This window comes from Lysinibacillus sp. NPDC093210 (assembly GCF_044753985.1).
GTDB lineage: Bacteria > Bacillota > Bacilli > Bacillales_A > Planococcaceae > Lysinibacillus.
This window is the reverse complement of record NZ_JBIVOE010000001.1, coordinates 1,070,809-1,086,376: the sequence shown is the minus strand read 5'-3', so window position 1 is coordinate 1,086,376 and position 15,568 is coordinate 1,070,809. Positions and strand designations below refer to the sequence as shown.

Here is a 15,568-nt window from a genome sequence, read left to right as displayed (position 1 = left end):
CGAAAATCCACTTACATTCCTATGCGGAAGTATCGCTTTCTTGGTGATAGCGATACTTGGCAAAGGAAGGCGAAGCGGTTTTTTTAATTTGGAGTAAATGTTTTAACAGTGGGGTTCAATCTCCGACTGAATCAAGAAAGTCTCGCCGTAATTACGCCGAGATGTAAACATCATTTTCATGTGAGAAGGAGCAATAAATGAAACAACTAACAACATACATGATTTTATTTAGCTGTGTATTTTTTTGGGCCAGTAACTTTATTATTGGTGCTATTTTAATTCATCATTGGGAACCTATAGTGATTTCCATTTACAGACTTATTGTAATTGTTCTATTTTTAGGGTGTATAAGTTGGCGATCAATCACCCATTTATCCGTTACGCGCCGCGATATTTTATTATTAATTGTAGCTGGCATTTTAGGTGTTGCAATTAATCACTATAGTTTTTATGCAAGTCTTCAGCACACAACTCCAATAACAGCTGCTCTCATATTAGCTTGTGCACCAATTGTTACGTCATTACTTAATAAAATAATCTATAAAGAATATCGAAACAGTATTTTTTGGATTGGTGCTATTATTTCATTAGTTGGCGTTTCGATGATTATTACAAAAGGAGCATTTATTGGCATTTCAATTGGTAAAGGTGAAATTTTAAGCTTGATTACGATGTTAAGTTTTGCCCTGTTCCTAATTATTGTAAATGACCTTAGCGCCAGAATTTCAGCGGCAGCTATTACTTTTTATACAAATTTAATTGGCCTAATTGTTCTCATGCCATTCGGAACATCTATAGTAGCTCAAAAGAATATGCAAGTGGCATTTCCATATTGGTTACTGCTAATCGCTTCAGCCATCATTATTCATGGAGTTAGTAATTTAATGTGGAATAGAAAAATGAAAGAAATCGGGTCGACAAATGCATCGCTTTTGTTAAATTTTGAACCAGCTATTGCGATGATTTTAAGTGCTATTATTTTAAATCAGCTGCCAACTAGCATCCAAATCTACGGTTCTTTGTTGATTCTTTTAGGAATTATTCTTTGTATTTACTATAAAGAAATAAAGGGTCTGGTTTATAAATAAGAAGTATTGCCAAGGTTAATTGCCGCTACGGTTGGGCGCTTTCCGCGGGCACAACGTAAGCCGCAACCGTCGCAGTCGCGCCGTTTGTTGCGTCTAACGATCTGTGCTGTTCCCGCGGGAGTCGCCCGCCCTTCGCACCAATCCACTAAAAATTGTTTGAGTGCCTGGCACTAAGCGTACTAAGCGTAAGTACCTGGCATAATATTTGCTACTAAAGCGTAAAAATCCACTTCGCTTCCACGGGCACACAGGTAAGCTACAACTCTCGCTAACGCGCGATGTGTTGTGTCTTACATTCTGTGTATTCCCGCAGGAGTCTACGTGGATTTTTACTTGGATTTTGAGTGCCTGGCACTTTTGTGGGTATCTGGCACTAAAAAATTACTGCGTATCTTTTTTATGCAGTGTGTAATTTAGAAACAGTATATATATTATAGGAAGGAAAACGGTTGTGATAGCGATACCCAACCAATTAAAATGTAGCAAGGGGAGCAATGGTTGAACTGAATACATCGCAGCAAAAACAAAAACCGATGCTCCTCCTAAACTAATAATAATCTGCCAAAATTGACGATCTTGAATGGAATACCCTTTTGTGACATTGTTAAGGAAGCCTTTACTTCATTTGCTCTGGTAACCAAAGCGACAATTGTGGAAGGACAACTACGATAGCTAAGAACACAATCATTAAAATAATAAATGGAATAACCCCTTTGACAACTTCTCCGAGTTTTTCCTTGGCAATACCACTTACTACGAAAAGATTCAGACCTACTGGAGGTGTAATCATACCTAATTCCATATTGATTGTCATAATAATTGCAAAGTGAATAAGGTTGATATCGAAATGGGCAAGAATTGGTAGCAAAATTGGTAATGTAATTAAAATAATTGAAACGGCTTCTAAGAACATACCCATAATAAAGAATAAAACATTCACGACAATCATAAAAATCCATTTGTTTAAATCACTTTCTGCAATCCAAGCACCAACTTGCTGAGGAACTTGTGCGTTCGTTAAATATAAACCGAATAGTGAAGCTGCACCGATAATTAAGAAAATCATCGCTGTAATATTAATGGACTCTACTAATACTTCACGAAAATCTTTTAACTTCATTTCACGATAAATGAATAGTGATACTAATAAACCATAAAATACGGCAATAACAGCTGACTCAGTAGGTGTTACAACACCAGAATAGATAGTTCCTAAAATTAAGAAAGGTAAGAAACCACCCCAAATGGCTTTTAATGATTTACGGCCACGCTCCTCCCAAGAGGCCGGCTCATCTCCTTTGAAACCATTGCGCTTTGCATAGAAAATAGCAGCAACAATCAAAATGCCTGTTAACGCAAGACCAGGAATAACACCAGCCATGAACAGTTCACCAATGGATTGTTCGGATGTAATACCATAAATGATTAAAGGAACACTTGGAGGAATTAAAATGCCTAGCGTACCACCAGCTGCAACAAGTCCCATTGAGTAACGCTTTTTATAGCCCGCAGAAATCATTGCAGGAACCATAATTGAACCGATTGCAGCGGCAGTTGCAGGTGAAGAACCTGAAATTGCTGCGAAAATAGCACAGGCAACGATTGTTACGACTGCAAGTCCTCCAGGCAGGTGACCAATCCAAGCACGTAATGCTTCTATTAAATATTTAGAAATTCCACCGCGTGCCATGAGTACACCAGCAAGAACGAAGCCTGGAATGGCCATCATCGGGAATGAATCGAGAGCAGTAAAAATTCGCTGTGGAATCATATTCATATTAAAGTCGATTTGGAAGAACACTAAAATCGTTGAAAGTGCTAAGCTAACTGCGACAGGTACACGTAAAAATAATAAAACAAAGAAACTAAGTAAGAGGATTAGCATATTCTTCGTCCTTTCCTCGTATAATATTGACTAATCTTTCTACGAATCTTAGTAAAAATAAAACGCCTGAAATCGGTAGTACTAGATAGACAACCCACATTGGAATGCCGATATCAAGTGATACCATGCCTGATGTATAGCGATTCTCAACTAATACAAAACCATAGTACGTATAAATTAAACAAAATACGATACTTAAACTTGTTGCGACTAAATCTAAAATTCGTTTATTTGATGGTTTTAATTTATCGTATAAAATATCTACTTGGATGTGCTGATTGTGACGAAGTGCTAAACCAAAGCCAAGAAACGTTCCCCAAATAATTGCGTAACGTGCTAATTCTTCTACCCAAGCTTGAGGTTCGTTAAAAATATAACGCATCATTACACCGTAGAAGATTAGTGCAATACCCGCTACGAAAAAGAATCCAGCAAGGATTTCCTCTAAATAGCCCCACACTTTATGTAAAACATTCATCCTGATGCCTCCTTAAAATATAAGATGATAAGATTTTTCTCATATAAAGTAAAACGAGTTTGTAAGCAATTTACTTTAAGAAAAAGAGTGAGTGTCGATTACTTATCGACACTCAATTTAAACAACTTATTTCAAATCACGAATACCGTTAATTAATTCTTCCGTAATAGCCTTACCGAACTCTTCGTAAACTGGCTCAAGCTCCGCTTTAATAGCATCTTTTTGAGCTGATGTTAATTCAATTACTTCAATACCAGAGTTCTTAATGTTTTCGAATGATTTAGCATTTTCTTCAGAAGCTAATTCCCAAGCTAAAGTTGTAGCCTCAGCTAAAGAATCCTCTACTGCCTTCAATAAATCAGCAGGGATCTTTTCCCAGAATGGTTTGTTAACAAAGATTGCGTAGTCAAGACGACCATGTTCAGATACTGAGAAGTACTTTTGAACTTCTTGGTATTTTTGTGTATCGAAGTTGTTGAATGTGTTTTCTTGTCCATCAACAGTTCCTTGTTGAAGAGCAGCATATGTCTCACCGAATGAAATCGTAGCTGAGCCAGCATGTAAAGCTTTAAATTGTGCTTCAAGTACTTTACCTGCCTGTGCTCGGAATTTTAAACCTTTAAAATCTTCAACATTGACAAGTGGATGTTTGTTATTAGAAAAATGTTTAAAGCCATTTTCCCAGAATACTAAACCTTTAATATCATTTGCTGCTAATTGATCTGATTCAAGAATTGTCTTTGCAACATCAGATTCAAAGAACTTGCGAGCGTGCTCTTCATCTTCAAAAAGGTAAGGCATGTCCACGTACTGCCAACGAGGGTCAATTTTCACCATTTTAGTAACAGATGGTGCAATCATATGTACGTTTCCAGATACTAAAGCATCAAGTTCGTCATTATCGCCATATAATTGAGAAGAAGGATAAACTTCGACTTTTACTTTACCTTCTGTTTTCTCATCCACTAATTTTGCAAAAGCTTCAGAAGCTTTCCCCTTAACACTATCGATTGATGTAACGTGAGAAAATTTAATAACAAGTGGTTTTTCTTTTGTATAGCCACCATCCCCATCAGCTGCTGGAGCAGAAGCTGGTTCTTTTTTATCGCCACCACATGCAGCTAATGCTAGAACAAGCACAGCTATAAGTGACATTAAAAGCCATTTTTTCATTTCAAATCCCCCTTAAAGTTTTGATTATAGTTAAAAGGATCCCCTTTAAACCCAAATTAGTGACGTGATTGGTTTTTGGGCAGCGCAAGTATGTATTTCTTGCTATAACTTTTAGCGTAATAGTCATAGACTGGTTCAAATGCTGATTCCCATTTTTCAACATCCTCATTTGTAAAATAATGAATATTGATACAATCACACGCTTCCATTTCTTGCAGACGTTCTGCTGTAAGGTTTTCTGCAAGTTGCCATTCCCATTCCTGTACTTCTGCAAGTGTATCAATAAGCAATGTTTGAACATCCTTCGGTAAGGACTGCCAAAATTCATTGTTCATGAGTAGTAAATAACCTAAATAACCATGATTACTAATTGTTAAGTAGTCTTGAAGGGAATGTAGATTTTTACTAGTAATATTCGTGAGTGTATTTTCTTGTCCATCTACATTTCCTTTTTGTAGTTGATGGAAAACGGTGTTGAAATCTATTCTCTTTGGATAGGCGCCAACACTAGAAAACTGCTCTGCTAAAATATCACTTGGCATAATGCGCATGCGTAAGTTTTTCAAGTCAGTGATATCTTGAATAGGGCGGATACTATTACTAAACTGCTTAAACCCGCTATCCCAAACCCCGATTGAAAACAAATTATGGTCATTTAATTTCTTCATTAAAGATTGACCAACATCACTATCAACGTATGTATGCACTTCATCGGCATTTTTAAATGCATAGGGTAAGTCCATCACGGACCACTCAGGTACGAGCGTTGTAATTTTTGAAATAGCTGGTGCGATCATCTGTATATCTCCACGTAAAAGTGCATTCATTTCTTCACCGTCTTTATAAAGAACCCCATTGGGAAAGACCTGAATTTCTACATGACCATTACTGCGCTGTTTAATAAGTTCGGCAAATTTGATTGCCGCCATTCCTTTTGGTGTGTTTTCACCAACTACATGTGAAAATCGAATGACAATTTGTTCTTCATGGCTTAACTGCTCATTATCAGTAGGATAATCTTGTTGCTGACAGGAAACTAACAGAACTGTCAGTAAAATGAGAACGCTAACAATTTGCTTGTTAATATGATTGCGCCACATACAAATTCACCTCTAATCTATTTAAGATGTGAACGCTTCTTATTCTATTGTAAATATTAAAATACACAATATTATGGTATTAAAGAACATTTTGGTATTTATGGTATATAACAATTTGTTATTTTGAAAAACTGTTACAAAACAGCTACAATGCTATTTTTATGAATACTATGACGGTTGCTTCTATATAAAGAAAGAATCTGCTTGTCTTCTATTGGAAATGAAAGCGGCAAGGTGTGGTAGGTAAAGTGTTTACAGATGCCTGTTGCTTTCCCATGAAAAGTGAGCAGATTCTTGGTATTAGGCTATTAGAGCGATAATATTCCAATTTATTATTATTTAATAGAATAGTATTTAGTTGGTCGTCCTACAGTTCCGTATTTTAATTCAATATGCACAGTACCTTTTGTAGCTAAAAAATCTAAATACTTTCGTACAGTTACTCTTGCCATTCCGACATTTTGTGCAAGCTGTTCAGAAGTAATCGGTACTTGATGTGTCTTTAAGTAACCTAAAATTTGCTCCATTGTAATGTTATTCAAGCCTTTTGGAAGTTCTAATATTTCATGCTGAATACCTAACCATTGATCGATATCTTCTTGGTTAATAGTATTTGTACTTAGTAAATTTTTTGTAGAGTTTTTATATTGTAGCAAAGCCCTTTCAAAGCGATCAAAACGAAATGGCTTTATAAGGTAATCTATTGCACCAAGTCGAAGGGACTCTTGTACAGTGGGTGCATCTCGAGCCGCTGTAATCATAATAATATCTGATGGAATACGTTGTGCTCGAATTTTTAAAAACAATTCCATTCCTGTCATATCTGGTAAGAACATATCAAGTAAAATAAGGTTTGGTTTCTGAATAATGATTTTTTCATATGCATCACGTCCATTGACTGCTTCTCCCATGAGTTGAAAGCCGCTCATTTTATTCAAAAAGCCTTTGTTTACCTCAAGCACCATTGGATCATCTTCTACGATAAAAACTGTGATTTTGCTCATTGTTCTTCTGTCACCCCTATATTAATTGTAATTGTTGTGCCAATATGTACAGTGGATTCTACTTGAATCGTGCCATTATTGGATTCAACAATTTGTTTGACAAGTGCAAGTCCAATGCCATGTCCTTCTTTTTGCTTCGTACTAAATCCGTAATCAAAAATTCGTTGGGGTATACCTTCAATACCTTTACCACTGTCTTGTACTTCTATAATTAAATAATGCTTATCACCAATGATTGTTAAGTGAACATCCTTGTGTTCACATTCAAAGCAAGCTTCCATTGCATTGTCCAATAAGTTGCCAATGATTGTAATAATATCGCCACTCGATAAGCCACTCATAAAATCAACGAGATTAGATTCTTCATCAATTGTGAGTTCAACACCAAGTTCCTTAGCCCGTGAGTATTTGCCGAGTAATAAACCTTGAATTGAATAATCTTGAAATTTATCATGCAAGCTTTGAATTAGTTCTTCTTCATCCGTTATTTCATCGATAATGAGGCTTAAAGCATCGTCATTGCGCTCCAATTGTATAAGTCCAGCAATACTATGGAGACGGTTCATGTATTCGTGTTGTTGTGCTCGCAAGGAATCAACGAGCATTTTAATACCTGTTAATTCTTCAGCAAGCATATTTGCCTCTTTTCTGTCAGTTAACATAATAAGATAACCAGCATTTTGTTCCATAATACGAATGGGAAATGTCCGAACTAAATACATTTGCTCGTACATTAAAAGTGGTCGATAGACCTCATGCTGTTGAATGGTGTCTTCAGCAAGCCATGTGTCTTTAAACAAAGTTTTTCTAGAAACTTTATGTCCAAAGTAATGCGTATACTGACGGGCCAATCGGTTAATGAATGTTACGGTTCCACTTTCGTCTGTAGCTAAAATACCTATATCCATCGCTTGAATAATACCTGAACGTTCTTCCACTAAACGAGCGATTTCGTAAGGTTCTAAGTTAAAGGTTTGACGTTTTAAATGGTTAGCAACCCAAACAGATCCACCTAACCCTATTGCTAGCCCACCAAAAAGGGAAACTAATATATCAAATTGATATTCGTCTAGAAGGTCATACCATTTTGGTGCTAGTAGCCCAACGGTAATAACACCGACTTGCTTTGAGCCTTCCTCGTTCATAATTGGTACGAATGCTCGTATGGAATAACCAAGTACACCACGTGCCTTAGATATGTATTCATGCTGTGAAAAAGCTTCAATTTCGTCGCCGCCCTCAAAAACGGTACCAAGCTTACTTTCAGAAGGATGTGAATAACGAATGCGTTTCATATCGATGATGACAATATAATCAACATCTGTTGTTAATCGAATGCGTTCAGCAATCGGCTGAATAATTTCAAATCCCTCTTTGGTACCTACGTTTTTTTGTACTTCAGTAAGCTGAGAAACAGTTCTTGCTATTGCTATTGCACGGGCTCCAAATTCCTTTTCTAAAGCGCCGGCTAAATTATGAATCATAATTGCCCCACTTGTAGTGATAGAAAAAATAACGATAATGAACGAAAATATAAACATTTTGAGTCGTAATGATATGTTTTTCATAACAATGAAAAGGAATGCTGGATTAGCAGCCTTTTATCAATTCATCACCTCTATCTTGTAATATTTCAAAATGTAGAAAAATCCTATTTTAATGGAGATAAGCAAAACCCATTTTACTAGCAATGAACTAGGACTATCATTCTATAATAAAGTACCATAAAAGAATAGCTTGTTGTAATACAATAACAGTCATAAAGTATCTGTTTTAATTGTGTACTATAACAATTTGATTTTTAATATCACATTAATATTAGGAAATAAATAGGAAATGCTATAGAAATTTATTTTTATTAAAAATAAAAATTTATATTTGAATAATAAAAAATAATTGGCTATTTATCTTTAGAATGCCGTTATACAAAATAATTTTAAGAAATAATTTACATTTAAATAATATAATGGATTAACTTACTTATCTTATAGATACTTCAAATCTTTTGCGCAAAGAAAATTTGCTTTGTTATCGTTTTAAAATTCTCTTTTGTTCTTAATATTTCTGTATGTCGATTATTGCTATTTTTCTACAACGAACTAATTTCTATTTTTTATCTAGCGGTCTTATAGAGAGAAGTATTATTTTATATGTGAAATTATGCACATGTTTAATTATTTTGAGATAATTTATTTAAACTAATAAAGTACAGTAGAAAAGTAATAATAGCTAAAAAATGTTGGTGTTATTGTCCAATAAACGTATTTTTCCTTAGGGGCTGTAGGAATTTTTGAGTTGTTAAAATATAGTGAGAGATAAAAAACTTTTTAGAGAAATAATATTTTTTAGAAAAACATCTTGCATTTGAATAATTATAAGTGGTAAATTGTTTTACATGGACGTTCATAGAATTTTCACAGGTAGCAAAAGAGGGGAGAAATGAGAATTTATGAATAAAAATAGATGGTTAATTGCATTATCTGCAATCGCTATTCACCTTTCAATTGGTGGAGCTTATGCATACAGTGTATACAAGCTGCCGATTGTCACAGAAATGGGATGGAGTGAAACAAAGGTTACGATTGCCTTTACAATTATGATGGGGCTTGCAGGTTTTTCAGCAGCGCTATTTGGTAGTTTAGTAGAAAAAATGGGTCCACGTAAGTCTGCTATGGTAGCTGCTGTGCTGTTTGGAGCAGGACAAGCAGGAGCAGGTGTTGCGATTTCTATGGATTCTGTAACATTGTACTGGCTAACTTACGGCTTACTAAGTGGATTAGGTATGGGGATCGGTTATATCGCACCTGTATCAACATTAGTTAAATGGTTCCCAGATCGCCGTGGTTTAGCAACAGGTATGGCTGTATTAGGGTTTGGTTCGGGTGCACTTATTACTGCACCGGTAGCAGCGAACTTAATGGAAGCAGTCGGAATTTCTACAACTTACTTTATTTTAGGGGCAAGTTACTTCACGTTAATGATTTTAGGGGCTTCTTATATAGCACCGCCAAAACCAGGTTATATGCCTGCGAATATGAAAGCGGCTGCAGAAAATGGCAAGAAAGTAGGGAAAACAGACTTAGCTGTTATGTCAGCTCGTGAAGCTGTGAAAACAAAGCATTTCTGGATGTTATGGTCAATGCATTTAGTAAATGTAACAGCGGGTATTATGATGATTTCTGTAGCATCTCCAATGGCGCAGGAAATTGTAGGCTTGTCAGTTGCGGGTGCCGCAGCGATGGTAGGAGTAATGGGGTTATTCAATGGTGGTGGCCGATTAATTTGGGCTGCTGTGTCTGATTATATTGGTCGTCCAAACGTCTTTGTTATTTTCTTTACAGCACAACTTATTACATTTATCGTATTACCACATACGACAAACGTTATTATTTTCCAAGCACTTATTTTCTTAGTAGTTAGTTGTTATGGTGGTGGATTCTCAAACCTACCTGCATTTGCAAGTGATCTATTTGGTACTAAGCAACTTGGTGTCATCCATGGTTATTTACTGACAACTTGGTCATTAGGTGGTGTATTTGGTCCACTTCTAGTGAGTACTATTAGAAATGCTTATGACAGTTACATTCCTGTCTTTTATATATTTGCAGGATTGATTGCCATTTCATTCATTATTTCAATAACGTTACGTGCTGATGTACGTAAACAAACAGCGTTAAAAGCAGCATCACAAAAAGTTGGAGACGTCTCCGCTACACGATAATTTTCACTTTCAATTCGCACTTGAAGGTATAGCCGTATTAGTGTCATTTCGCATATGACACTGATGCGGTTTTTATTTGTATTGATTGTTATACAACACTCGATTAATCTTCGTCTAACATATAACAGCTGTTTGTTGATGTCAACAATATTATGGTAAATAAAGTGATTTTGGTACTAAAAGAGAATTTTTGCAACGATATTCTTTTATTGATGACAGTACATTACTGTGAAAATAATCAAAATTATAGTAAATCAATGTGTTCGTTCAGTTCGTCTGTTGTAAGTGACAAGAGTTAGTGAATCTTTTCGTGACATACAACGTATATAAGGTAATAAAGAGGAGGAGATGTACATGGGGAAGTATTCATTGAACGACTTCGTAAACACGACACAACAAAATGATCATGTAAACGAATATTTTGAGTTAGAAACGGAACGTGTACTAGAGGTTAACTTAGATGGTGAGGTCTGGTCGAAAATGGGGGCTATGATTTCATACATAGGCGATATTAAGTTTGAACGGGAACGTGTTTTAGAGCATGGTCTTTCAAAAATGTTTAAAAAAGCACTGACAGGCGAAGGAACGCAACTTATGAAAGCAAAAGGGAAGGGACGTCTCTATTTAGCTGATCAAGGGAAAAAAGTGACTATTTTTGATTTGAAAGACGAAAGCATTTGTGTAAACGGTAATGACTTACTGGCATTTGAACCAACTATCAATTGGGACATTCATTTAATGCGTAAAATGGCTGGAATTATGTCTGGTGGATTGTTTAATGTAACTTTACAAGGAAGAGGTAAGGTAGCTATTACAACTCATTTTGAGCCATTAACTTTATTAGTGAAGCCTGGTGAGACGGTTTATACAGATCCACATGCTACAGTAGCGTGGTCAGGCAATTTAACACCTGAATTTAAAACAGATATTAGCTTCCGTACATTTATTGGACGCGGAAGTGGTGAATCGATTCAAATGGCTTTCTCTGGCGAAGGGTTTGTCATTATTCAACCTTATGAAGAGGTCTATTTGTCTAGCGAAAGTTAAAAGAAGCGCTACGGTATAACAGTATTTCAAATGTTGCAAAGAAGCAGAGACAAAAGTGAAAAAGTGCTAGATTGACTGCCGTCAATCTAACACTTTTTTTGCTATGCCGTTGATGTCCGCTACGGCGGTGCTTTCCGCGGGCACACATGTAAGCCGCAACCCTCGCTAACGCGCGGCTTGTTGCGTCTTACGTTGCGCGCTGTTCCCGCAGGAGTCACCGTCTCCGCTACCATCAATTAGTTAATTATTGGAATTTTTTATTGCGAAAGTAAGGGTAAGGCTTCATCTATTTTGCATAGCGGGAAAATGCCGTCAATCTAACACTTTTTTTGCTATGCCGTTGATGTCCGCTAAGGCGGTGCTTTCCGCGGGCACACATGTAAGCCGCAACCCTCGCTAACGCGCGGCTTGTTGCGTCTTACTTTGCGCGCTGTTCCCGAAGGAGTCACCGCCTACGCTACATTAACTAAAGCTTTTTTCTAAAGTATTTTTAAGTTTTGTCACGGCCCCTTAGTCGTTGCCAAATTGAATCGAAACATTATAATGCGGCATTCATTCCTGCAATTCGTCCCGTAACGAGCGCAGACGTAATATTGTAGCCGCCTGTATAGCCATGAATATCTAAAATTTCACCACAGAAAAATAAACCTGACTTTTTCTTGGACGCCATCGTTTTCGGTTCGATTTCTTTTACAGATACGCCACCACCTGTAACAAATGCTTTGTCGAGAGATTGCGTACCACTAACAGTCAGCGTGAAATTAACTAGTAGATGTGCTAGAGCGCGGATTTTTTCTTGAGATAATTCAGTGCCAGTCATTTGAACATCAACGTTTGCACGGTCACATAAGAATAATAGCCAGCGTTCTGGTGCGACCCCTCTCCAAACGTTTTTCACAGCTTTTTTTGGTTCTTCTTTAATAAGCTTATTTAAATATTGCAAACAAGTTTCTTCATTGAAGTCCACAAGTGTTTGAATTCGCATTGTGACAGGCTCGTAACCGGTTTTCATCAACTCTTTAACAACAAATTGACTACAGCGTAAAACGGCAGGGCCGCTTAATCCGAAATGCGTAAAGAGCATGTCCATTTGATGTGTTACAAGTGGCTTGCCCTTTTTATTGAGAACTGAAACCGCAACATCTCGTAATGCTAGTCCTTGGAGCTCTCTTGTTTGGATAAATTCTTCCTTCGATAAAATGGGTACTTCTGTTGGAAATAGTGTTGTTACATTGTGGCCAGCTCTCTCAGCCCAAGGATAGCCGTCACCTGTAGAACCTGTTTGAGGGACTGCCTTTCCTCCCACTGCAACAACAACGGCCTCGCAACGTACTTCTGTACCATCTGCTAAGCGCACACCAAGAATTTTTTCTTCATCCATTAGTAACTTGTTAACAGGTGTATTTAAGCGAACTTCAACATGTAGTCGCTGTAATTGACGAATAAGTGCATCGACGACATCTTGCGCACGGTTTGAAACAGGGAACATACGGCCATGATCTTCTTCTTTTAATGCAACACCTAGTCCCTCAAAAAAGGCAATAATGTCTTCATTGCTATAAACAGTAAATGGACTATATAAAAAACGACCGTTGCCAGGAATGTGTTTAACAATTTCTTCAACAGGTAGTCTGTTGGTTACGTTACAACGACCACCTCCAGAGATTGCTAGCTTTTTACCAAGCTTTGTCCCTTTTTCTAGTAGTAAAACTTTCTTTTTTCGTTCTCCAGCAGCAATAGCAGCCATTAATCCAGAAGGGCCACCACCAATAACGATTACATCATACATATATGTGAACTCACTTTCTTTTCATTTTTAGGAACTTTTCCTATTATACATGAAGTCTATATAGAGGGCGGCTACTTTACATTGAAAATTATAATAAAGTACATTATAATTTTTTATCTATAATGACAGCATGAAATGAACGTTTCATGCTATGATGGTAGAGGTTATGCACTAAATTATGAGGTGAAAAAATAGATGTGCGGATTTATTGGCTATATTAATGGAACAAATGTGATTGATCATCACCAAACAATTGAAAATATGATGAATACGATTATTCACCGTGGACCGGACAGTGGTGGTATTCATAGTGACGATAAAGTAACGTTAGGTTTCCGTCGTTTAAGTATTATTGACTTATCAGACGTGGCAAATCAACCTCTTTATAGCCCAGATGGCGACATCGTGCTTGTTTTCAATGGGGAGATATATAATTTCCAAGAGTTACGTGAAGACCTACAAGCAAAGGGTCATACGTTTAAAACTAAATCAGATAGTGAAGTATTAATTTTCGGCTATATCCAGTACGGTGTAGAATTCGTCAAACAGCTTCGCGGGATGTTCGCATTCTGTATATGGGATAAAAAGAAAGATTTACAATTTATCGCACGTGATGGCTTCGGCATTAAACCGTTGTACTATACGGAAAACACAACGGATGGAACATTTATTTTTGGTTCAGAAATCAAATCTTTCATGCCACATCCAGCTTTTATTAAAGAATTAAACAAAAATGCATTACGTCCTTATTTAACATTCCAGTATTCTTCAATGGACGAAACATTCTTTAAAGGTGTGTACAAATTACCACCAGCGCACTATATGGTCATTCAAAATGGACAAAAACAAATTGTGCAATATTGGGATAAAAAATTCCATGCTAAAGAAGCGCCAATAGAAAAATATGTGGAAGATATTCGTTCAACAGTGAAAGAATCTGTAGACGCCCACCAAATTAGTGATGTAAAGGTTGGTTCTTTCTTATCTGGCGGTATTGACTCAAGTTATATTACATCTTTATTACGCCCTGATAAATCATTCTCTGTCGGTTTCTCTGACTATGAAGATATGTTCAATGAAACAAACTTAGCAAAAGATTTATCGGATACATTAAACATTCAAAACGAGCGTAAATATATTTCGGCGGATGAATGTTTTGAAGCATTACCAAAAATTCAGTGGCATATGGATGAGCCACAATCAAACCCATCTTCTGTACCGCTTTACTTCCTATCAGAGCTAGCGGCGAAGGATGTAACAGTAGTCCTTTCAGGCGAAGGTGCGGATGAAATCTTTGGTGGCTATTCTTGGTACCAAAACTCTGGTAGAATGCAAAAATACGAGAAAGTGCCATTCGGTATTCGAAAAGCATTACGTGGTGTTGCAGAAGCGTTACCTAAAAACCAATACACGCATTTCCTTGTAAAAGGCGGTCAAACAGTAGAAGAACGATTTATTGGGGAAGCGGTTGTTTGGGATGAGGAAGATGCATTAAATGTCCTTAAACCTGACTACAAAAACGGTCCTTCTGTCAAAACGATTACAAAACGTATTTATGATGAAGTACCAGGTGATGATGATATCACAAAAATGCAGTATTTAGACTTGAATTTGTGGATGCCTGGAGATATTTTATTAAAGGCGGATAAAATGAGTATGGCGCATTCTATTGAATTGCGTGTACCGTTTTTAGACAAAGAAGTAATGGAACTAGCAAAAGATATACCATCAAAATATCGAGTAAATGATATCGATACGAAATATGTGCTTCGTCAAGCAGCGCATCAAGAGTTACCAGAAGAATGGGCAAAGCGTCCAAAGCTTGGATTCCCAGTACCAATTCGTCACTGGTTGCGTGAAGAAAAGTATTACACTATGGTGAAGGACATGTTTACAACAGACTTTGCCAATGAGTTTTTTGATACGAAACAATTAGTTGGTTATTTAGATGAACATTATGAGGGCAAAGCAAATCGTGGTCGCTATATTTGGACAGCATATGTGTTCTTAGTATGGTATAAACAATTCTTTGTTGATATGTAACATAGAAGTAGCAGTTCAAAGAATCTATCTGATTTTTTGAACCGCTATTTTTTTCGGAATGTGCTAATTATTTGACATCAAATTAATCTATTGAAGTTTGGGATGTTGGTTCGAAAATTTTTCAGCGTAATTATGCATCTGTTTTCTTTTAAATATGTTAAGATAACAGTTGGTTTACTTATTTATTGTTTCAAAAGTGATGACGTTTGATCACATATAAAAGCTTGATTTTACTAATGA

General features: G+C 36.6%; 11 protein-coding genes. 4 read left to right on the top strand and 7 right to left on the bottom strand.

Annotated features, from left to right (window positions below):
- Positions 1 to 197 precede the first annotated feature (197 nt).
- On the top strand, positions 198 to 1,088 hold the full coding sequence (locus ACIP9C_RS05355) for a DMT family transporter (RefSeq protein ID WP_401009113.1): 891 nt from the start codon (positions 198 to 200) through the stop codon (positions 1,086 to 1,088).
- A gap of 616 nt (positions 1,089 to 1,704) precedes the next feature.
- Here ACIP9C_RS05355 and ACIP9C_RS05350 read toward each other — a convergent pair.
- From ACIP9C_RS05350 to ACIP9C_RS05325, 6 genes are all read right to left on the bottom strand, one after another.
- Positions 1,705 to 2,973, bottom strand: a complete 1,269-nt coding sequence (locus ACIP9C_RS05350) for a TRAP transporter large permease (RefSeq protein ID WP_401009112.1) — start codon at positions 2,971 to 2,973, stop codon at positions 1,705 to 1,707.
- The gene (locus tag ACIP9C_RS05345; protein ID WP_401009111.1) at positions 2,954 to 3,451 is read right to left on the bottom strand and encodes a TRAP transporter small permease; all 498 of its coding nucleotides are present in this window, start codon (positions 3,449 to 3,451) and stop codon (positions 2,954 to 2,956) included. Before ACIP9C_RS05345 ends, ACIP9C_RS05350 begins: the two co-directional genes overlap by 20 nt.
- Positions 3,452 to 3,577: 126 nt before the next feature.
- Positions 3,578 to 4,624 carry a DctP family TRAP transporter solute-binding subunit gene (locus tag ACIP9C_RS05340; protein ID WP_401009110.1) on the bottom strand — a complete coding sequence of 349 codons (1,047 nt, stop codon included), beginning with the start codon at positions 4,622 to 4,624 and terminating at the stop codon, positions 3,578 to 3,580.
- Between the two features lie 56 nt (positions 4,625 to 4,680).
- A complete protein-coding gene (locus tag ACIP9C_RS05335) occupies positions 4,681 to 5,724 on the bottom strand; it encodes a DctP family TRAP transporter solute-binding subunit (protein WP_401009109.1) in 1,044 nt (347 codons plus the stop codon).
- Between the two features lie 335 nt (positions 5,725 to 6,059).
- On the bottom strand, positions 6,060 to 6,728 hold the full coding sequence (locus tag ACIP9C_RS05330; RefSeq protein WP_401009108.1) for a response regulator: 669 nt from the start codon (positions 6,726 to 6,728) through the stop codon (positions 6,060 to 6,062).
- Positions 6,725 to 8,212, bottom strand: coding sequence for an ATP-binding protein (locus ACIP9C_RS05325; protein ID WP_401009107.1), 1,488 nt, complete (start codon positions 8,210 to 8,212; stop codon positions 6,725 to 6,727). The genes ACIP9C_RS05330 and ACIP9C_RS05325 overlap by 4 nt, the downstream gene beginning before the upstream one ends.
- A gap of 965 nt (positions 8,213 to 9,177) precedes the next feature.
- Between ACIP9C_RS05325 and ACIP9C_RS05320 the strand changes: the two genes are divergently transcribed.
- Complete coding sequence (locus ACIP9C_RS05320; protein WP_401009106.1) at positions 9,178 to 10,449, top strand: L-lactate MFS transporter; 1,272 nt, start codon at positions 9,178 to 9,180, stop codon at positions 10,447 to 10,449.
- Positions 10,450 to 10,803: 354 nt separating this feature from the next.
- The gene (locus ACIP9C_RS05315) at positions 10,804 to 11,496 is read left to right on the top strand and encodes an AIM24 family protein (RefSeq protein ID WP_401009105.1); all 693 of its coding nucleotides are present in this window, start codon (positions 10,804 to 10,806) and stop codon (positions 11,494 to 11,496) included.
- Between the two features lie 538 nt (positions 11,497 to 12,034).
- On the opposite strand, the gene ACIP9C_RS05310 is transcribed toward ACIP9C_RS05315, so the two are convergent.
- Positions 12,035 to 13,285 (bottom strand): BaiN/RdsA family NAD(P)/FAD-dependent oxidoreductase, encoded by a 1,251-nt coding sequence (locus ACIP9C_RS05310; RefSeq protein ID WP_401009104.1) that lies wholly within the window; start codon positions 13,283 to 13,285, stop codon positions 12,035 to 12,037.
- 195 nt (positions 13,286 to 13,480) lie between these two features.
- Here ACIP9C_RS05310 and asnB point away from each other — a divergent pair, with 195 nt between their 5' ends.
- Positions 13,481 to 15,328, top strand: a complete 1,848-nt coding sequence (gene asnB, locus ACIP9C_RS05305) for an asparagine synthase (glutamine-hydrolyzing) (RefSeq protein WP_401009103.1) — start codon at positions 13,481 to 13,483, stop codon at positions 15,326 to 15,328.
- Positions 15,329 to 15,568: the final 240 nt, after the last annotated feature.